The organism is Ottowia sp. (assembly GCF_046348305.1).
Taxonomy (GTDB): domain Bacteria; phylum Pseudomonadota; class Gammaproteobacteria; order Burkholderiales; family Burkholderiaceae_C; genus Ottowia.
The window spans coordinates 41,847-60,986 of sequence record NZ_JAXMEM010000012.1 but is presented as its reverse complement, the minus strand read 5'-3'; the positions used below and the strand labels follow the sequence as shown (position 1 = coordinate 60,986).

Sequence of the window (19,140 nt, the reverse complement as noted above, 5' to 3'; positions counted from 1 at the left end):
GCCTGTGGCCGGCGCAGGTCCGGCCACGGCGTTCGCTGTCATGGCCCGCTCGGCGGCCAATGGGCGCTTTGGGTTTGCGGCGCCCCCGGCGCTTGGCAGCACCCTGGAAGATTGATATGAATCACCCTGCACAAGCCATTTTCGATCCCCACGCGCTGTACGCGCCGCGCACGGCAGAGCCTGCCGCCTACACCTTGCCGCAGCCCACCACCGCCCAGCGCGCGCTGGCGCGGGCCTGGTTGGCGCTGGGGCTGGCGGCGCTGGCTGGCTCGGGCCTCTATTCGGTGCTGCTGGTGCTGGCGCGCACGCCGGGCGTCAACCAGTGGTTTCCGGTTGCCGACTTTTTTCGCGTGGCACTGGTGGTGCACGTGGATTTGTCGGTGTTGGTGTGGTTTGCCGCCATGGCGGGCATGTTGTGGAGCCTGAACACCACCGAGCGCGGCCTCGGCTGGAGTTGGGCCGCCCTGGGCCTGTGCGGCAGCGGCACGGTGCTGATGGCGCTGGGCGCCTTCATCCGCCCGGGCGAGGCCATCATGGCCAACTACATCCCGGTGTTGCACGGGCCGCTGTTCCTGGCCGGGCTGGTCGTCTTTGGCCTGGGCCTGGGCGTGCAGGTGCTGCGCAGCCTGCTGGCCGCCCCGCGCCTGGGCGGCGTGATCGACGGCGAGCGCGCGCTGCGCTTCGGGTTGAGTGCCAGCGTGGTGTGCGTGGCCGTGGCGCTGCTGGCCTTTGCCTGGTCGTTTGCCGCGGTGCCCACCCGCATGGATTTGCGCACCTATTACGAGATCCTCTTCTGGGGCGGTGGCCACGCCTTGCAGTTTGCCTGGACGCTGCTGATGCTGGTGGTGTGGCTGTGGCTGGCCCATGCCTGCGGCGGGCGGGTGCTGCTGAGCCCGCGCATCGCCTTGCTGCTGCTCATGCTGGCGCTGGTCAGCGTGTTCATCACGCCCTACGCCTATGTGGCGTATGACGCCGTCAGCGTGGAAAACCGCCAATTGCACACCTGGGCCATGCGCGTTGGGGGCGGGCTGGCGATCTTTCCCATCGCGCTGGCCGTGGTGCTGGCACTGGCGCCGCTGCGCCGGCTGCGCGATGAGCAAAGGCCGCTGTGGGGCGCGCTGGTCAGCTCCATGCTGCTGTTCGCCTGCGGCGGCGTGATCGGCATGCTGATCAGCGGCAGCAACGTCAAGATTCCGGCGCACTACCACGGCTGCATCGTGGGCGTCACGCTGGCGCTGATGGGCATCGTCTATCACCTGCTGCCCACGCTGGGCTGGAGCGCGCCGCGCGGGCGCATGGCGGTGTGGCAGCCCTGGCTGTATGGCGCGGGGCAGCTGATGCACATCATCGGCCTGGTTTGGTCGGGCGGCTATGGCGTGCAGCGCAAGGTGGCCGGCAGCGAGCAGGTGCTGCGCAGCACGGCCGAGGTGGCCGGCATGGGCCTGATGGGCCTGGGCGGGCTGCTGGCCGTGATCGGCGGCCTGCTGTTCGTCGTCGTGGTGCTGCGCGCCATGCGGGCCCGGTCCATGGAGGTGCCGGCATGATCGGTCGGCTGCAGGCGCTGATGCGCTGGGGCTTCATGCGGGTGGAGGCGGTCTTCAACCGCGCCTTCGGCGACCGCCTGAACCCCTACTACCACCTGGGTCCGCTGACCTTCTTCCTGTTCTGGATCGTCGCCGGCACCGGCCTGTACCTGTTTGCCTTCTTCGACACCAGCGTGACGGGGGCCTACCAGTCGGTGGAGGGGCTCACGCACCGGCAGTGGTTCATCGGCGGCATCGTGCGCAGCGTGCATCGCTACGCCTCGGACGCCATGGTGGTGACCATGGTGATCCACATGCTGCGCTACTTCGCGTTCGACCGGCTGCGCGGCTTCCGTGCGTTCTCGTGGGTCACGGGCGTGGCGCTGATCTGGCTGGTGTATGCCGCCGGCGCCAACGGCTACATGCTGCCCTGGGACCAGCTCGCCCAGTTCGTCACCACCACCAGCTTCGAGTGGCTGGACTGGATTCCGCTGTTCCGCGGCTCGCTGATCCGCAACTTCATCTACGACAGCACCGTGAGCGATCGCCTGTTTTCGCTGCTGGTGTTCATCCACATCGGCGTGCCGCTGCTCACGCTGCTGCTGATGTGGGTGCACGTGCAGCGCGTGCCCAAGGCGGCCATGCAGCCGCCCAAGCCGATCGCCGTCAGTGCCGGCGTGATGCTGCTGGTGCTGGCGCTGGTGCTGCCCGTCGTCAGCCAGGGCGGCCCCGCGCACATGGCCGTGGTGCCCAGCCAGCTCAAGCTCGACTGGCTGCTGCTGGGCCTGTACCCGCTGGTGCACGCCTGGGGGCCGGCCTGGACCTGGGCGCTGGTGCTGGGCGTGACCGGCCTGCTGCTGGTGCAACCCTGGCTGGTGTGGCGGCGCGCGGGCGGCGCGGCCCGCACCCTGAACGTGACCGTGCATCCCGATGCGCGCCACGTGTCGGCGCGCCGCGGCGAGACCATCCTGGAGGCCGGCCTGCGCGCCGAGCTGCCGCTGCAATACGACTGCCGCGCCGGCGGCTGCGGGCTGTGCGTGTGCACGGTGCTCAACGGCAAGTTCGACCACGGCCCGTATCAGCCCGCCACGCTGACCGAGGCCATGCGCGAGCGCGGCCAGGCGCTGATGTGCTGTGCCGTGCCGCTGGAGGACCTGGAGATCGAGGTCGAAACCCTGGAGCCCCTGATCAAGCAAGAGTTCAGCGCCACCGTGGTCAGCATGGAACGCCTGGCGCCCGAGGTGATGCGCCTGTTGCTGCAACCCCCGGCCGACCTGAAGCTGGACTTCATCGCCGGCCAGTACCTGAACGTGATCCTGGAGGACGGCGAGCGCCGCGCCTTCTCGTTTGCCAACCCGCCGATGCAGCGCCCGCTGATCGACCTGCACGTGCGGCGCATCCCGGGCGGGCGCTTCACCGGCCATGTGTTCGACGGCATGCAGGTGGGCGACACGCTGCGCCTGGAGGGGCCGCTGGGGCGCTTCACGCTGCGCGAAGGCGAGCGCCCCATCGTCTTTCTGGCGGGGGCCACGGGCTTTGCGCCCGTCAAGAGCATCATCGAGGACGCCTTTGCGCGCGGCATCACGCGGCCCATGCGCCTGTACTGGGGCGTGCGCCAGGTGTCCGACCTGTACATGCGCGATCTGGCCGAAACCTGGCAGTGCGAGCACGCCAACTTCCGCTTCATCCCGGTGCTGTCCGATGGCGCGCCGGGCGACGGCTGGGAGGGCCGCCGCGGCCTGGTGCACCAGGCGGTGCTGGAGGACTTTCCCGACATGCGCGGGCAGGAGCTGTACGCCTGCGGCTCCACCATGATGGTGCAGACGGCGGTGCCCGCCTTTTTGTCGCACGGGCTGGAAGAGGGCGCGTGTTTCTCCGATGCCTTCGTGCTCAATGCGCCGCGTGCGGCGGCCGCCGAATCGACTTCGTGATCAATCCGCTTTTCTGAGCGCGGCCAGCAGCTTCTGGCCGGCGCGCCCGTCGGCCTTGACGCCCAGCCTTTGCTGCTCGGCCTTGATGGCCTCGCGCGTCTTGGCGCCGATCATGCCGTCGGCCGTGCCGATGTCGTGGCCACGCGCCAGCAGCAGGGTTTGCAGCTCGCGGTTCTCGGCGCGCGACAGGCCCGGATCGTCCGTGGGCCAGGGCGTGGCAAAGGCCAGGGGCGCCTGCGGGTCGGCGATCAGGTCGGCCAGGTGGGCGATGGCCAGGGCGTAGTTCTCGCTGGCGTTGTAGCGGTACAGCGCGTCGAAGTTGCGCCCTACCAGAAAGGCCGGGCCGCCGGCGGCCGGAATCATCAGGCCGGCGCTGGGCAGATCGCCCGGCAGGGGCTGGCCATCCGCCAGCGTCAGGCCGGCGCGCTGCCAGGTGGCGATGGGCTGCTTGGCCTTGCGGCTTGCGCCCGAGCTGTCGAAGCCCTTGGGCAGGCGCACTTCAAAGCCCCAGGGCTCGCCGCGCCGCCAGCCGGCGTTTTGCAGGAATTTGGCGGTCGAGGCCAGCGCGTCGGGCACGCTGTCCACGATGTCGCGCCGCCCGTCACCGTCGAAGTCCACCGCGTTGGCAAAAAAGGTGCTGGGCATGAACTGCGTCTGCCCGAACGCGCCGGCCCAGGAGCCGGTCAGCTTGTCGGGCGCGATGTGGCCCTCCTGGATGATGCGCAGCGCCGCCGCGAACTCGCCGCGAAAGTAGGCCTGCCGGCGCCCGAAGCACGACAGCGTGGCCAGCGACTGCACCAGCGGGCGCCCGCCCAGGTTCTGGCCGAAATTGCTCTCCACGCCCCATACGCCGGTGATGATGGCGGCGGGCACGCCCGTCTGCGCCTCGATCTTTTGCAGCACATCCTGCCACTTGGCAAAGGCCGCCCGCCCGTCCTGCACGCGCTCGGCGTCGTCCAGCACGGCCATGTAGTCCCACACCGGCATGGTGAACTCGGGCTGGCGATTGAGCAGCACCAGCACCGAGGGGTCGGGTGCGAGCGTGCGGGTCTGCTCGGCAAAGGTCTGCGCCGTGATGGCGCGAAACGCCGGCGTACCCTGCAGCTGGCTCAGGCAGGTCTTGAATTCGGCGGGGTCGAGGCTGGGCGCGGGCGCGTCCTGCGCCGCGCCGGGCAGCGCCCAGGCGGCGCACAAGGCCAGCAGCGCGGCGCGCGGAAACATGGAAGGGTTCATTCAAAAATGATAGCTGCTTGCACGCACGGGATGGGCGCGAGCGACTGAAACCGCTTGTAATTTACCGGGGGCCGATAAAAACCATGAACAGCCGGACGCAGAGGACGCAAAGGTTTCGCAAAAGGCGCAGAAAACTTCAATCTGGATCCGGTCCTCATGAATGGAATTTTTTGCGTCCTCTGCGTCCGGCTGTTGGAGTTTCGGTTCCCCGCGCGCAGCGTCAGGGCGCCTGCAACTCCAGCGTCAGCAGCCGGATGTCGGGGTCGTCCGGCGAGGGCTGGTCGGAAAAGCCCAGCGCGTGGCCCAGCTCGCGCATGGCGCGGTTTTCCTTGAGCACCACGGCGGTCATCTCGCGCGTGCCGGCGGCGCGGAAGTGGCCGATCAGCTTGTCCATCAGCCGACGGCCCAGGCCCGCGCCCTTCAAGCCGTGGCGCAGGATGATGCCGAACTCGGCGCCCTGGTTGTCCGGGTCGGCGCTGGCGCGGGCCACACCCAGGGTTTGCTCGCGGCCGTTCTCGTCGGGCGCGGTGGCGATGAAGGCCATCTCGCGCGTGTAGTCGATTTGCACCAGGCGCGCCAGCTCGCTGCGCTCCATGTAGCGGCGGGTGTAGAACAGGCGCAGGCGGATGTCGCCGGGATCCAGGCTTTCCAGAAAGGCGCGGTGCTGCGCTTCGTCCTCGGGGCGCACCGGGCGCAGCGTGAGCGTGCGGCCTTGCCACTGCACCGTCTCGATGAGATCGGCCGGATAGGGCGCGATGGCGAAGTGGCGGGCGCCCGCGGGTTGCGCGGCGCTCAGGCCCACGCGCGCGTCCAGCGCAATGGCGCCGGCGTGGTCCACCAGCAGCGGGTTGATGTCCAGCTCGGCCAGCTCGGGCACGTCGGCGAGCAGCTGGGACACGGCCATCAGCGTCGCGATGACGGCGTCCAGGTCGGCCGGGGGCACGTCGCGCCAGCCGGCCAGCAGGCGCGCCACGCGGGTGCGCTCGATCAGTGCGCGCGCCAGCGGGGCGTTCAGCGGCGGCAGCGCCATGGCGCTGTCCCTGAGCACCTCGACGGCCGTGCCGCCCTGGCCGAACAGGATCACGGGGCCGAAGCCGGGGTCGATGCTGGCGCCGACGATCAGCTCCTGCGCCTGCGGCTTGCGCACCATGGCCTGCACGGCAAAGCCCTCCAGCCGCGCCTGCGGGTGGGTCTTGGCGATGCGCGCGAGCATGGTCTGCGCAGCGGTGCGCACGTCCTGGGCGTCCTGCAGGTTGAGCGCCACGCCACCCACGTCCGACTTGTGCGTGACGTCGGCCGACACGATCTTGAGCACCACCGGAAAGCCGATGCGCGCCGCCTCGTCGGCGGCGGCTTCGGGCTCGGGGGCGACCCGGTGGGTGGCCACCACGGGGATGCCGTAGGCCGCGCACACGGCCTTGGACTCGGGCTCGCTCAACCACGATCGCCCCTCGGCCAGCGCGGTGGCGACCAGGCGGCGCACGGCGGCGGTGTCGGGCGCGGGCTGGCCCGGTGGTGCGGCCGGTGGCGCTTCGGTCAGCTCGGCCTGGTTGCGCGCGTAGTCGTGCAGCATGCCGATGGCGGCCACCGCCTGCTCGGGCATGTCGTAGCAGGCGGTGCCGGCCTGCATGAACAGCTGGCGCGCTTCGGCGACGGCCGGGCCCCCCATCCACGCCGCCACCAGGGGCAGCGCGTGCTGCTGCGCAGGGTGGGCGACGGGAATCATGGCGCGCGCGATGTCGGCGGCCGGCACGATGGCGGTGGGCGCATGGATGAACAGCAGCGTGCCGCTGTCCTCGGGGTGGCGTGCCAGCGCCCGCAGCGCGTCCGCGTAGCACGGCGCGGGCGCGTCGGCGGCGAGGGTCACCGGGTTGCCGAGGGGGCTGCGGAGCGGCAGCACCGCGGCCAGCTCGCCGCGCAGCGCAGCGCCCGGATCGGCCAGGCGCAGGCCATGCGCCGCCGCCGCGTCGGCGGCCAGCACGCCGGCGCCGCCGGCGTTGGTGAGGATGCTCAGGTGCGCGCCGACGGGCGCCTTGAAGCGGGTGAGAATTTCGGCGGCCAGAAAGAGCTGCTCCAGGCTGTCCACGCGCAGCATGCCGGCGCGGGCAATGGCCGCTTCATGCACGGCATCGGCGCCGGCCAGCGCGCCGGTGTGCGAGGCGGCGGCCTGTTGTCCCGGCGCGCTGCGCCCGGCCTTGAGCACGATGACCGGCTTGTTGCGCGCCGCCGCGCGCGCGGCCGACATGAACTTGCGCGCGTGCTCGATCGATTCGATGCACAGCAGGATGGCGCGCGTGTGCGCGTCGCTGGCCAGGTAGTCCAGCACGTCGGCAGCGTCCACGTCGGCGTGCTCGCCCAGTGCGACAAAGTGCGAAAAACCGATGCTGCGCGCCTGCGCCCAGTCCAGCATGGCGGTGACCAGCGCGTCGGACTGCGAGACCAGGGCCAGTTGGCCCGGCTGGGCCGCGGCGGGCGCGATGCTGGCGTTCAGGTGCGCGTGCGGCGCCAGCAGGCCCACGCAGTCGGGCCCCAGGATGCGCAGCAGCCGGGGGCGCGCGGCGTCCAGCATGGCCTGCTTCTGCTCGGGCGTGAGGCCGGCGCTGATGACCACGGCGGCCTTGGTGCCGGCCTGGGCCAGTTGCCGGATCAGATCGTCCACCGTGGCGGGCGGGGTGCAGATCACGGCCAGCTCCGGCACGCCGGGCAGATCGCGCACGCGGGCATAGCAGCGCTGGCCGGCCAGCTGCTCGTATTTGGGGTTGAGCGGCCAGAGCGCGCCCTGGAAGCCGCTGGCGTGCATGTTGCGCCACAGCGCGGCGCCGGCCGAAAACGGCCGCTCGGAGGCGCCGATGATCGCCACCGATTGCGGATGGAACAGCGAGTCGAGGTTGCGGATGCTCATGGGGTCGATGAGGGTCCTATGGTGATCCGGTTGCGGCCTTGACTGCTGGCCGGCAAAGGCGGGGAAGCTGCCTCAGGTCAAGGCTTGCGGACGGCTGCGCCGCCATACTGAGCCGATTGGCATTGTCTTTGGAGGATGACCCATGCGCAAACATTTGTCCACCTTTCTCGGCCTGGCCTGGCTGGTTTTTGGCGCGGCCCATGCCGAGCCGGCGCGCTATGCCCTGGACGCCGATCACACCTACGCCACCTTCGCCATCGACCACTTTGGCGCCTCGGTCAACCGCGCGCGCTTTGACGAGGTGGCGGGCTCGGTGCGCTTCGACCCCGTGGCCAAGGCGGGCGCCATCGACCTGTTCGTGCAGGTGGCCAGCGTCTACAGCGGCTCCCGGGGCTTTGACGAGCATCTGCTCTCGCCCGATCTGTTCGACGCGCGCCAATACCCGACCATGCGCTTCGTCTCGGACCGGCTGGTGTTCGACGGCGAGCGCCTCGTCGAGGTGCCCGGCCAGCTCACGCTGCTGGGACGCACGCTGCCGGTCACGCTCAAGGCCAATCAATTCAAGTGCTACCCCAACAAGCGCGCCAGGACCGAGGCCTGCGGCGGCGACTTCGAGGCGGTGATCGACCGCACCCAATGGGGCATGAACTATCTGGTGGACGCGGGCATGCCCAAGAACGTGCGCATCACGGCCACCATCGAGGCGTTCAGACAGTGAGCGCTTGAACGTCGAAATGGCTGCTTGTGCCCTTGTGATGGGCGCGCGCAGCTATTGATATCAGAGCATCCGACAGATCACCGGTTGCGCCGGCGCACCTGTGCCTCATCGACCGCCAGCGCGGTCATGTTGACCAGCCGGCGCACGGTGGACGAGGGCGTGAGCACGTGCGCCGGCGCGGCCGCGCCCAGCAGCATGGGGCCAATGGTGACGCCGCTGCCGGCCACGGTCTTGAGCACGTTGAACAGGATGTTGGCCGCGTCCAGGTTGGGGCACACCAGCAGGTTGGCCTCGCCGCTCAGGGTGCTGTCGGGCATGGTGGCAGCGCGCAGCTTGGCCGACAGGGCGCTGTCGCCGTGCATTTCGCCGTCGCATTCGACATCGGGGGCCAGCGCGCGGAACAGGTCGCGCGCGCGGCGCACCTTGAGCGCCGAGGCGTCCTTGGACGAGCCGAAATTGGAGTGCGACAAAAACGCCACCTTGGGCGGCAGGCCGAAGTTGTGCACCTCGGTGGCGGCCATCCTGGCGATGCCGGCCAGCAGCTCGGCGCTGGGGTCTTCGTGCACGTAGGTGTCGCAGATGAACAGCGTGCGCTCGTGCAGCATGATGGCGTTGAGCGCGGCCAGGTCGGGCGCGCCGGGCTCGACGCCGATGATGTCGCGGATGTTGTCCAGGTGCGCGTGGTAGCGCCCCACGGTGCCGCACAGCATGGCGTCGGCATCGCCCAGGTGCACCATCAGCGCGGCAATGACGGTGTTGGAGCGGCGCACCGTGGCCTTGGCGGCCTCGACGCTGACGCCGTTGCGCCCCATCAGGTGGTGGTAGGTCTCCCAGTACTGGCGAAAGCGCGAATCCTCCTCGGGGTTGACGTTGTCCACGTCCACGCCCAGGCGGATGCGCAGCCCGGCCTTGTGGATGCGCTGCTCGATCACGGCCGGGCGGCCGATCAGGATGGGGCGCGCCAGCTTGTCGTCCACCACCACCTGCGCGGCGTGCAGCACGCGCTCGTCCTCGCCCTCGGCGTAGGCCACGCGCTTGTGCGCCGCATCGGCCGCGCGCGCCGCCGTCAGCACCGGCTGCATCACCATGCCGGTCTGGTAGATGAAGCGCGTCAGCTGCGTGCGATAGGCCTCCAGGTCGGCAATGGGGCGCTCGGCCACGCCCGACTTGGCCGCCGCCTCGGCCACTGCCGGGGCGATGCGCAGGATCAGGCGCGGATCAAACGGCGTGGGGATGATGTAGTCGGGGCCGAAGTGCAGCTCCTTGCCGGCGTAGGCGGTGGCCACCTCGGCGCTGGTCTCGGCCTTGGCCAGGGCGGCGATCTCGCGCACGCAGGCCAGCTTCATCTCCTCGGTGATCTTGCTGGCGCCGCAGTCCAGCGCGCCGCGGAAGATGTAGGGAAAGCACAGGACGTTGTTGACCTGGTTGGGGTAGTCGCTGCGCCCGGTGGCGATGATGCAGTCGGGCCGCGCGGCCTTGGCGTCCTCGGGGCGGATCTCGGGCTCGGGGTTGGCCAGCGCCAGGATGATGGGCTTGTCGGCCATGGTTTTCACCATCTCTTGCGTCAGCACGCCGGCGGCCGAGCAGCCCAGAAACACGTCGGCCCCCTTGACCACGTCGGCCAAGGTGCGCGCGCCGGTGTCGGGCTGCGCGTAGCGCGCCTTGGAGGCGTCCACGCTGGCGCGGCCGGCGTAGATCAGGCCCTTGGAGTCGCAGGCGTGCACGTTGGCCGGCTTGACGCCCAAGGCCACCATCACGTCCAGACAGGCGATGGCGGCGGCGCCCGCGCCGCTCACGGCTACCTTGACGTCGCCGATCTTCTTGCCCACCAGCTCCAGGCCGTTGAGCAGCGCCGCCGACGAGATGATGGCCGTGCCGTGCTGGTCGTCGTGGAACACGGGGATGTTCATGCGCTCGCGCAGCTTCTTCTCGATATAGAAGCACTCGGGCGCCTTGATGTCCTCCAGATTGACGCCGCCCAGCGTGGGCTCCAGCGCGGCAATGATGTCCACCAGCTTGTCGGGGTCGTGCTCGTCCAGCTCGATGTCGAACACGTCGATGCCGGCGAACTTCTTGAAGAGGCACCCCTTGCCCTCCATCACCGGCTTGCCCGCCAGCGCGCCGATGTTGCCCAGGCCCAGCACGGCCGTGCCGTTGGTGATGACGCCCACCAGGTTGCCGCGCGAGGTGTATTCGGCGGCTTTGCTCGGATCGGCCTGGATGTCCAGGCACGGATAGGCCACGCCGGGCGAATAGGCCAGCGACAGATCGAGCTGGTTGGCCAGCGGCTTGGTCGGCGTGACGGAAATCTTGCCGCGCGTGGGACTGCGGTGGTATTCACGCGCCGCATCGCGCAGCGCAGCCTCGGCGGGGCTCAGGGGTTTGCTCATGGTGTCTCCGGCAGCCGGTTGTTTTGGATGGCTGCAAGCCTACTCCAAATCACGCCCATGCTGCCGCGAGATCCATGAAAATATTCGTTGAAACAAGCGATTGCGCTTGTTCATCAAGCGCAACCAGCTATCAATCAAGTAGCGTCACGCGCGAACGTGCGCGCCGTGCACCCAGGCACCCAAGCGATCCGCGAACGCGCGCAGCGCGCCGGCGCAGCGCCCGGTGGCCGGCTGCCAGCAAAAGGCGGCCGGGGCCACCGGGCCAGCCGGCTCGCCGCCTCGGTGAATCGGCTCGATCACCACCGACTCGCCCGCGCGCAGCGCCAGCGGCTGGCCGGCCGCCACATACACGTCATCGGGCGCCGGCTGGGCGCGCGCGCCGTGCCGGGTCACCCACAACGCGCCGCGCGTCACACGCAGCAGGCCGGCGGCCGGCACGCGCAGGGTGCGTGCCTGGCCCGGCTGCAGCGTCACGCCGACGCCCCGGGACAGGGACAGGCTGGGCGAGGAATGCAGCTTGACATCAGACATGGCGGGCTCCTGGAAAGCATTGAATCGGGAATGAATCCGATGGCTGCATGTTGCGCCGATCCCCATTGACAGTCCAATGAAATCCCGCCACGCTATTGATTCCCGATTTGCATCAATCTCGCTGTGCTGCACTCCCAGACCCACCTGCGCTCGCGCCCCATCCAGGCCGGCCATTTGCGCGCCTTCGAGGCGGTGGCGCGCCACCTCAACTTTCGCCTGGCGGCCGAGGAAATGGCGCTCACGCAGTCGGCCGTCAGCCGCCAGATCCAGGCGCTGGAGGACGACGTGGGCGTGCCCCTGTTCCTGCGCCACACGCGCGCGGTCGAGCTGACCGAGGCCGGCATCCAGCTGATCAGCGCGGTGGGGCAGGCCCTGCCGCGCATCGACGCCGCGGTGCGCCACATCCGCCAGAACGCGGGGCGCCGGCACGTGTCGGTCACCACCTTTGCCTCGTTCGCGTCGATGTGGCTGATCCCCAAGCTGGAGGCGTTTCAGCGCGAGCACCCCGACATCGACATCCGCATCGAGGCCAGCGACAGCGCGGTGGACCTGGAGGTGACCGACATCGACGTGGCCGTGCGCTACGCCCCCGCGGACCGCATGCCGCCTGCGGCGCGCCGCCTGTTTGGCGAGCTGGTCACGCCCATGGCCAGCCCCTGGCTTTTGAGAAGCGGCCCGCGCCTGAAGACCCCCGCCGACCTGCTGGCCCACACCCTGATCGAGGCGGCCGACGCCTACACGCCCCACTTGGCCTGGCTCACGTGGCGCCGCTGGCTGGACGCCAATGGCCTGGCGCAGTCGCAGCCCAAGCGCTGGCTCAGCTTCAACTACGCCTACCAGATGGTGCAGGCGGCGATGTCGGGTCAGGGCGTGGTGTTGGCGCGCCCGCCTCTGGTGGCCGAGAGCCTGGCGCGCGGCGAGCTGGTGGAGGTGTTTGCGCCCGACGCCTATCCCAACGCGCGCCTGGTCTCGCCCATGGCGTACTGGGTGATGGTGTCGCCCCACAGCGCGCAGCGCGCCGAAGTCAAGGCCTTCGCCGACTGGCTGGCCGCGCAGGCCGTGGCCACGCGGGCGGTGACGGGGGAGGGGGCCGCGACGGACGCCGTCGCTTGACAACGGTTGAAGTCCCGGACGCTGTTTCTGCTGCGTCAACCTGCGTACAGCCTCACACCGGCCAAACCACCCCGTTGTCATTCAGGATCGCATCCAGCGGCACGTCGTGCGCCTCGGGCTCCAGGTCTTCGAGAAAGCCGTTGGTAAAGCCCAGGCCCACGGTGTGCGGGCGCGGCTGCAGGGCGGCCAGGGTGCGGTCGTAAAAGCCGCCGCCGTAGCCCAGGCGAAAGCCGCCGGGGCCGTAGCCCACGCAGGGCACGAACAACAAGGTGGGCACGATCAGCTCGGTGTCCTTGGGCTTGGGGATGCCGTAGGCGTCCTCCTCCATCGGGCAGCCGGGGTACCAGGCGTGAAAGGTCAGCGTGCGATGCAGCTTGTTGACCACCGGCAGGCCGATGCGCCGGCGCTGGGGCTCGTCCATCAGCTCGCCGTCCTCCTTCCAGCGGTGCAGGGCGGGCAGGGGGTCAAACTCGCCCTTGATCGGCCAATACGCGCCAATCACCGTGTCGGGCCGCCCGATCAGCCAGATGCGCAGGATGTCTTGCAGCGCGTCGGCGCGCGCGAGCCGGTCGCCGAGGTGCAGGCGCTCATGCACCAGACGGGCGCGCAGGGATTTTTTGTCGGGCGGCGTGGTCATAATGGGTTCATGCGTAGGCTCTCGATTCTGACATTGGCTTTCGCCGCCGCGGGTTTGGCCCACACCGAGGCGGCGCGCGCGCAGTCGGCCGAGCTGCCTGCGGCCAGTGCGCCGGCCCCCGCCGCGGCCGCCGACAGCGTCATCCTGGACATGCGCGAGGCGTTTCGCCGGGGCGACAAGGCGCGCCTGGCCAGCCTGTTGCCGCTGGCGCGCGGCCATGCGCTGGAGCCCTGGGCGGCGTATTGGGCCCTCAAGGTGAGGCTGGAGGATGCCAGCGCGCAGGACGTGCAGGACTTTCTGACGCGCTACGCCGGCACCTACCAGGAAGATCGCCTGCGCAACGACTGGCTGCTGCTGGCCGGCAAGCGCCGCGACTGGGCCACGTTTGCGCAAGAGCTGCCGCGCTTTCGCATGGCCGACGACGCCGAGGTGCGCTGCTACGCCGCCGCCATGCAGGCGCTGCAGGGCGCCAGCGTCTCGCGCGAGGCGGTGCAGGCCGTGCGCCGCGACTGGTGGGCCCAGCGCAGCGAGGGCGACGGCTGCCTGCTGGCCGCGGACGTGCTGCACCAGGCCGGCCAGATCACGTCGGCCGACCTGTGGATGAAGGCGCGCCTGGCCATGGAGGCCGGCCGCCCCGGCATGGCCCGCTCCGCCGTGGCGCTGGACGCCCCCGATGCGGCGGCCACCGTGGCGCAGATCAGCAACGGCGCCGCGCGCTACTTGGCCAGCCGCGCCGCGGTGGGCACGCGCAAGGGGCAGGAGCTGATCGTGCTCGCGCTGATCCGCGTGGCCGTGCAAGACCCCGACCAGGCCGCCGGCCTGCTGGATGGCAAGTGGACGGTGCAGCTCTCGCCCGAGGAGCGCAACTGGCTGTGGGCCGTCATCGGCAAGCAGGCCGCGCTCAAGCTGCAAGACAACGCCTGGGGCTACTTCGCCAAGGTCACGCGCGCGCAGGACCTGAGCGACGACTTGCTGGCCTGGCAGGCGCGTGCCGCCTTGCGCGCCGGCCAGTGGGCGGGCGTGCGCGCCGCCGTGCTCGCCATGAGCGAGCCGCTGCGGCAAGACCCGACGTGGATTTATTGGCGCGCCCGTGCCGAGACGGCCCTGGCCAGGACCGACGAGGCGCGCGCCGCCGCCCGCCAGCCGCTGGAGGCCATTGCCAGCGACCGCAGCTTCTACGGCAAGCTGGCGCTGGAGGAGCTGGGCCGCCCCATCACGCCGCCGCCCGCGCCCGCACCCCTCACCGCCGAGGAGCGCGCCGCCGCGCGCGCCAACCCCGGCCTGAACCGCGCCCTGCTGGCCATCGGCCTGGGCCTGCGCAGCGAAGGCGTGCGCGAGTGGAACTACTGGACCAACCTGCACGACGCCGGCGGCATGGGCGACCGCCAGCTCTACGCCGCGGCCAACCTGGCGTGCGAGCTGCAGGTGTGGGACCGCTGCATCAACACCAGCGAGCGCATCAAGGGCTTCGAGGACTTCGCCCAGCGCTACCCCACGCCGCACCAGGGCCTGGTGGTGCGCCAGGCGCAGGCCATCGGGCTCGACCCGGCCTATGTGTACGGCCTGATCCGGCAGGAGAGCCGCTTCGTCATGGACGCGCGCTCGCACGTCGGCGCCTCGGGCCTGATGCAGATCATGCCCGCCACCGCGCGCTGGACCGCGCGCAAGATCGGCCTGGACGGCTTCGTGCCCGCCATGGTCAGCGAGCTGGACACCAACATCCTGATCGGCACCAACTACCTCAAGCTGGCGCTGGATGAGTTTCGCGGCTCCATGCCCCTGGCCGCCGCCGCCTACAACGCCGGGCCCGGCCGCCCGCGCAACTGGCGCAACGGCCCCGTGCTGGAGGGCGCCGCCTGGGCCGAGACCATCCCCTTTGCCGAAACGCGCGACTACGTCAAGAAGGTGCTGGCCAACACCACCGACTACGCCATCTTGCTCACCGGCCAGCCGCAGTCGCTCAAGGCCCGGCTGGGGCGCGTCGGGCCGGCGGCGGCCGATGAGGGCGTGCTCACGCGGGATTTGCCGTGAGCGCCATCCACACCATCACCAGCCGCGAGTTCGGTCACAACGTCAGCCGTGCCAAGCACTTGGCCAGGCAAGGGCCCGTTTTCATCACCGACCACGGTGAGCCCGCCTTCGTGTTGCTGACCATGGATGTCGACCAGTTCCTGGCCGGCAACGAACGCACGGTGTCCTTGCTGGAGCGGATGGACGGCCTACCCAATTCGTCCGAAGTGGCCAACTTCGAGATCGATCCGATCGGCGTCGTCCTGCGTCTGGATGCCTGAGCGTGTACCTGATCGACCGCAACGTGTTGTCCGATCTGCGCCCGGGCAAGCTGGCGCAGGCGGGATCCCCTGACACCATGACAATGCTTGGACTTTGCGCAAGGTCGATGCAGGGTGGGCGAGCTTGAATCAGACTGCGCTTGCACCCATCACGATTTTGGAGGTTTGACATGGCATCGAAAATTCTGGTTCTGGGCGGCTCCGGCTTTGTCGGTCGCCATCTGATCGAGCGCTTGCAGCGCGCGGGTGCGCAGGTGACGGTGCCCACGCGCCGGCGCGCCGGGCCGGGTGCGCGCCAGCTGTGGCCGCTGCCCTGCGTGGACCTGGTCGAGGCCGACGTGACCCAGCCCGGCACGCTGGGCCGGCTGATGCCGGGGCACGACGCGGTGGTCAACCTGGTGGCCATCCTGCATGGCAGCGCCAAGGAATTCGAGCGCATGCATGTCGAGCTGCCGCGCCAGATCGCCGCCGCCTGCGGCGCGCATGGCGTGCGCCGCGTGGTGCACGTGAGCGCGCTGGGTGCGGCCACGGACGCCCCCTCGCATTACCAGCGCAGCAAGGCCGCCGGCGAGGCCGTTCTGCAAGAGGCCGCCGCTGCCAGCATGATCGACCTGACGGTGCTGCGCCCCAGCGTGATCTATGGACCCGACGACCGCTTCCTGCGCCTGTTCGTGCGGCTGCAGCGCATGCTGCCGGTGTTGCCGCTGGCGGGCGCTGGCGCGCGCTTTCAGCCGGTGTGGGTGCGCGATGTGGCCGCTGCCCTGGAGCGCTGCCTGCAGGACGCGGCGACCATCGGCCAGACCTATGAAATCTGCGGCCCCGACGTGTTCACCCTGCGCGAGCTGGCGCAATCGGCGGCGCAGTGGGCCGGCGTGGCCGAAGGGCGTGGCCGCCCGGTGCTGGGCATGCCCGGCCCGCTGGCGTGGCTGCAGGCGCTGGTGATGGAGCGTCTTCCGGGCACGCTGATGAGCCGCGACAACCTGGACTCGATGAAGGTGCCCAATGTCGCCAGCGGCCAGTTGCCCGGCCTGGCGGCGCTGGGCATCACGCCGGCGCCGCTGTCGGCCGTGGGCCCGATGATCCTGGGCACCAACGGGCCGGTGTCGCGCCTGGACGTGTGGCGGCGCAGCGCGGGCCGCTGAACCCCGGGGCGCGCGTCGGCGCGTTAGCATGAGCGCCGCGCAATACGGAGATCTTCCATGCTCAAGCTCTACATCGGCAACAAGAACTATTCGTCCTGGTCCATGCGGCCCTGGGTGCTGCTCAGGCAGGCCGGCATCGAGTTCGAGGAGGTGCAGCTGCGCTTTGATTCGTTCTCGGGCGACTCGGACTTCAAGCGGCGCCTGGGCGGGCTGGCGCCGGCGGGCAAGGTGCCGCTGCTGGTGGACGGCGACTTCGCCGTGTGGGATTCGCTGGCCATTGCCGAGTACCTGGCCGAGAAATTTCCCGACCTCCACCTGTGGCCGCGCGACGTGCGCGCCCGTGCCCGCGCGCGCAGCATCTGCGCCGAGATGCACTCGGGCTTCGGTGCGCTGCGCAGCGCCTGCGGCATGAACATCGAGGCGCGCCTGCCCGAGGTGGGCGCCATCGTCTGGCGCGACAACGCCGGCGTGCGCGCCGACGTCGGCCGCCTGGTGACCATGTGGCAGGAGTTGCTGGCGCAGCACGGCGGTCCCATGCTGTTTGGCGAGTTCGGCATTGCCGATGCGTACTTTGCGCCGGTGGTGATGCGGTTCAAGACCTACGTTCTGCCGGCGCCGGCGGTCATCACGGCGTGGATGGACCGCGTGTGCGCGTTGCCGGGCGTCAAGGCCTGGATCGACGCCGCGTTGGCCGAGCACGACTTCATTGAGTTCGAGGAGCCGTACCGGCTGGCGCGGTGAGGCCGCGCGTCAGTCGCCCGGCCAGTCCAGGCGGGCGACCTGCTCGGGCGTGAGCGGCGGTGCGGTTTCGGCGGCTGGGGGCAGGGCAGACGCGGGCGCCGCACCCTGGCGCCACCAGGGCTGCACGCGCTCGGCATGTGCGGGCTCGACGGCCTCGCCCAAGCGCGGCATCACCAGGCGCGCGCTGGTGCGCGGCGCCAGCTCCAGCAGGCGCTCGGGCGGCTGGTCCCAGTCATGCATGGCCAAGGCAAAAGTGCCCCAGTGCACCGGCAACAGGGGCGGATTTCCCAGCAGCGCCAGCGCCTCCAGCGCGTGGTCGGGGCCCAGGTGCATGTCGCCCCAGGCGGGGTAGTAGGCGCCGACTTCCAGCAGCGCCAGGTCGAACGGGCCCAGGCGCTGGCGGATGGCGGCGTATTCGCCCGACAGGCCCGTGTCGCCGCTGAAGAACACCGCGTGGCGCGGCCCGCGCACCACCAGTGACGACCACAGCGTGCTGTTGCGTGTCTTGAGCGTGCGGCCGCTGAAGTGCTGCGACGGAGCGGCGGTGATCGTGATGCCGGTGTTCGGCACCGCCCAGCTGTCCCACCAGTCCAGCTCGTGGATGCGCTCGGGCGCGATGCCCCAGGCTTGCAGGTGCGCGCCCACGCCCAGCGAGGTGGCGAAGGGCACGTCCGAGCGCGCCAGCGCCCGGATGGTGGGGTAGTCCAGGTGGTCGTAGTGGTCGTGCGAGATCACGATGACATCCACCGCGGGCAAATCGCGCAAGCCCACCGGCACCGGCTGAAAGCGCTTGGGCCCCACGCCGATCAGCGGCGATGCGCGCCGGCCCCATACCGGGTCGGTCAGCACGCGCCAGCCGTCCACCTCCAGCAGCACGGTGGAGTGACCCAGCCAGGTGGCGCGCAGGCCGCTTTGCGGCGTGTGCAGCCAGGCGGCGCGTGGGTCGTTGGCGGGCAGCGGCGAGCGCGGCACACGCCGCCCGCCCGGCCACAGCATGTCGCGCAGCGAAGGCATGGGCACGCTCGCATCGCGCAGGCCGGCGGCGATGGGGTGCCGGTTGCGAAAGCCGTTGTCCGCCCACAGCGGTGAGGCGTGCATGCGCTCCAGGCGCGCACCGTGGGCGAGTTGTCCGAGGCATTTCATGCGGGGGTTGGAGTCGATCCGAAACGCGCATCATGACCCCAAACCCCGATTGCCGCCGGGGCCGTGGCGCCGGCCCGAATCACACGCTGCGGGTGCGGGCATGGCCGGCGACGTCTGCGGCCCGCGGGCCGATGCGGCCCAATGCGCATCAGGCCCCGCGCCCCATCGTTTCCGGAACCCGCCATGCAAAGCACCGAATCCACCTTTCCCGACTTTTTTGCCGACGCCCCGCAGATCACGCTGCGCGACCCGCTGGCCGAATTTTTGGGCGCCGCACGCGGCGGCCTGATGACCTATCGCTACGCCGATGCCGTGCGCCTGGCCGGCCATTCGTGCCCCACGGTGGCCGGCGCCTGGCTGATGACGGTGCGCGGCCTGCGTGCGCTGTATGGCGATGAAACACCGGTGCGCGGCGAGGTCGAGGTCTTCATGCGGGGCGGCCGCGAGGACGGCGCCAACGGCGTGGTTGGCACCGTGGTGCAGCTCATCACCGGCGCGGCGCCCGAGACCGGCTTCCACGGCATCGGCGGGCGCTTTTCGCGCCACCAGCTGCTGCGCTTCGATCAACCGGTGCAGGGCACCTTGGGCCTGCGCCGCCAGGACAGCGGTCGCGCCGTGCAGGTGGAGCTGGACGCCTCGGTCGTGCCCTGGACCGACGAGATGCGCGCCCTGCTGCCGCGCGCCGCCGCCGGTCGCGCCAGCGCCGACGAACTGGCGCGCTTCGGCACGTTGTGGCAGGGCCGCGTGCGGCAAATGCTGGTGGAGCACGCCGACGACCCGCGGCTGGTTCGGGTTGCGGCGTGGGACGCGGCGGTGCCGGCCTGACCGAGGCCTCGGGCCAAGCC

Annotated in this window: 15 protein-coding genes; 9 read left to right on the top strand and 6 right to left on the bottom strand. The window is 70.3% G+C overall.

Going from position 1 to position 19,140, the window contains the following annotated elements; genetic code table 11:
• The first annotated feature begins 116 nt into the window (after window positions 1-116).
• Complete coding sequence (locus U1F38_RS14805; protein ID WP_409987837.1) at window positions 117-1,544, top strand: cbb3-type cytochrome c oxidase subunit I; 1,428 nt, start codon at window positions 117-119, stop codon at window positions 1,542-1,544.
• A complete protein-coding gene (locus tag U1F38_RS14800; RefSeq protein WP_409987836.1) occupies window positions 1,541-3,454 on the top strand; it encodes a cytochrome b N-terminal domain-containing protein in 1,914 nt (637 codons plus the stop codon). Before U1F38_RS14805 ends, U1F38_RS14800 begins: the two co-directional genes overlap by 4 nt.
• Here the strand turns inward: U1F38_RS14800 and U1F38_RS14795 are convergent, their stop codons facing one another.
• Together U1F38_RS14795 and U1F38_RS14790 are read right to left on the bottom strand one after the other, a co-directional pair.
• Window positions 3,455-4,687, bottom strand: coding sequence for a lytic murein transglycosylase (locus tag U1F38_RS14795; protein WP_409987835.1), 1,233 nt, complete (start codon window positions 4,685-4,687; stop codon window positions 3,455-3,457).
• A gap of 220 nt (window positions 4,688-4,907) precedes the next feature.
• Window positions 4,908-7,589, bottom strand: a complete 2,682-nt coding sequence (locus U1F38_RS14790) for a GNAT family N-acetyltransferase (protein ID WP_409987834.1) — start codon at window positions 7,587-7,589, stop codon at window positions 4,908-4,910.
• A 142-nt stretch (window positions 7,590-7,731) separates the two neighbouring features.
• Here U1F38_RS14790 and U1F38_RS14785 point away from each other — a divergent pair, with 142 nt between their 5' ends.
• Window positions 7,732-8,307: a YceI family protein gene (locus tag U1F38_RS14785; protein ID WP_409987833.1), complete on the top strand. Its 576-nt coding sequence runs from the start codon at window positions 7,732-7,734 to the stop codon at window positions 8,305-8,307.
• A 77-nt stretch (window positions 8,308-8,384) separates the two neighbouring features.
• On the opposite strand, the gene U1F38_RS14780 is transcribed toward U1F38_RS14785, so the two are convergent.
• Window positions 8,385-10,697, bottom strand: a complete 2,313-nt coding sequence (locus U1F38_RS14780) for an NADP-dependent malic enzyme (RefSeq protein WP_409987832.1) — start codon at window positions 10,695-10,697, stop codon at window positions 8,385-8,387.
• 144 nt (window positions 10,698-10,841) lie between these two features.
• Window positions 10,842-11,228: a DUF2917 domain-containing protein gene (locus tag U1F38_RS14775; protein ID WP_409987831.1), complete on the bottom strand. Its 387-nt coding sequence runs from the start codon at window positions 11,226-11,228 to the stop codon at window positions 10,842-10,844.
• A gap of 123 nt (window positions 11,229-11,351) precedes the next feature.
• On the opposite strand from U1F38_RS14775, the gene U1F38_RS14770 reads away from it, so the two are divergent.
• Window positions 11,352-12,341 carry a LysR substrate-binding domain-containing protein gene (locus U1F38_RS14770; RefSeq protein WP_409987830.1) on the top strand — a complete coding sequence of 330 codons (990 nt, stop codon included), beginning with the start codon at window positions 11,352-11,354 and terminating at the stop codon, window positions 12,339-12,341.
• Window positions 12,342-12,393: 52 nt separating this feature from the next.
• On the opposite strand, the gene U1F38_RS14765 is transcribed toward U1F38_RS14770, so the two are convergent.
• Window positions 12,394-12,978 (bottom strand): 5-formyltetrahydrofolate cyclo-ligase, encoded by a 585-nt coding sequence (locus U1F38_RS14765; protein WP_409987829.1) that lies wholly within the window; start codon window positions 12,976-12,978, stop codon window positions 12,394-12,396.
• A 9-nt stretch (window positions 12,979-12,987) separates the two neighbouring features.
• Between U1F38_RS14765 and U1F38_RS14760 the strand changes: the two genes are divergently transcribed.
• The 4 genes from U1F38_RS14760 (at window position 12,988) to U1F38_RS14745 (ending at window position 17,152) form a co-directional block, all read left to right on the top strand.
• Window positions 12,988-15,009: a transglycosylase SLT domain-containing protein gene (locus U1F38_RS14760; RefSeq protein ID WP_409987828.1), complete on the top strand. Its 2,022-nt coding sequence runs from the start codon at window positions 12,988-12,990 to the stop codon at window positions 15,007-15,009.
• Window positions 15,006-15,269, top strand: a complete 264-nt coding sequence (locus U1F38_RS14755) for a type II toxin-antitoxin system Phd/YefM family antitoxin (RefSeq protein WP_409987827.1) — start codon at window positions 15,006-15,008, stop codon at window positions 15,267-15,269. Before U1F38_RS14760 ends, U1F38_RS14755 begins: the two co-directional genes overlap by 4 nt.
• A 170-nt stretch (window positions 15,270-15,439) precedes the next feature.
• Window positions 15,440-16,411 (top strand): complex I NDUFA9 subunit family protein, encoded by a 972-nt coding sequence (locus U1F38_RS14750; RefSeq protein WP_409987826.1) that lies wholly within the window; start codon window positions 15,440-15,442, stop codon window positions 16,409-16,411.
• A 57-nt stretch (window positions 16,412-16,468) separates the two neighbouring features.
• Window positions 16,469-17,152 (top strand): glutathione S-transferase family protein, encoded by a 684-nt coding sequence (locus U1F38_RS14745; RefSeq protein WP_409987825.1) that lies wholly within the window; start codon window positions 16,469-16,471, stop codon window positions 17,150-17,152.
• 9 nt (window positions 17,153-17,161) lie between these two features.
• Here the strand turns inward: U1F38_RS14745 and U1F38_RS14740 are convergent, their stop codons facing one another.
• A complete protein-coding gene (locus U1F38_RS14740; protein ID WP_409987824.1) occupies window positions 17,162-18,295 on the bottom strand; it encodes an MBL fold metallo-hydrolase in 1,134 nt (377 codons plus the stop codon).
• A gap of 183 nt (window positions 18,296-18,478) precedes the next feature.
• On the opposite strand from U1F38_RS14740, the gene U1F38_RS14735 reads away from it, so the two are divergent.
• The gene (locus U1F38_RS14735) at window positions 18,479-19,120 is read left to right on the top strand and encodes a hypothetical protein (RefSeq protein WP_409987823.1); all 642 of its coding nucleotides are present in this window, start codon (window positions 18,479-18,481) and stop codon (window positions 19,118-19,120) included.
• Window positions 19,121-19,140 lie beyond the last annotated feature (20 nt).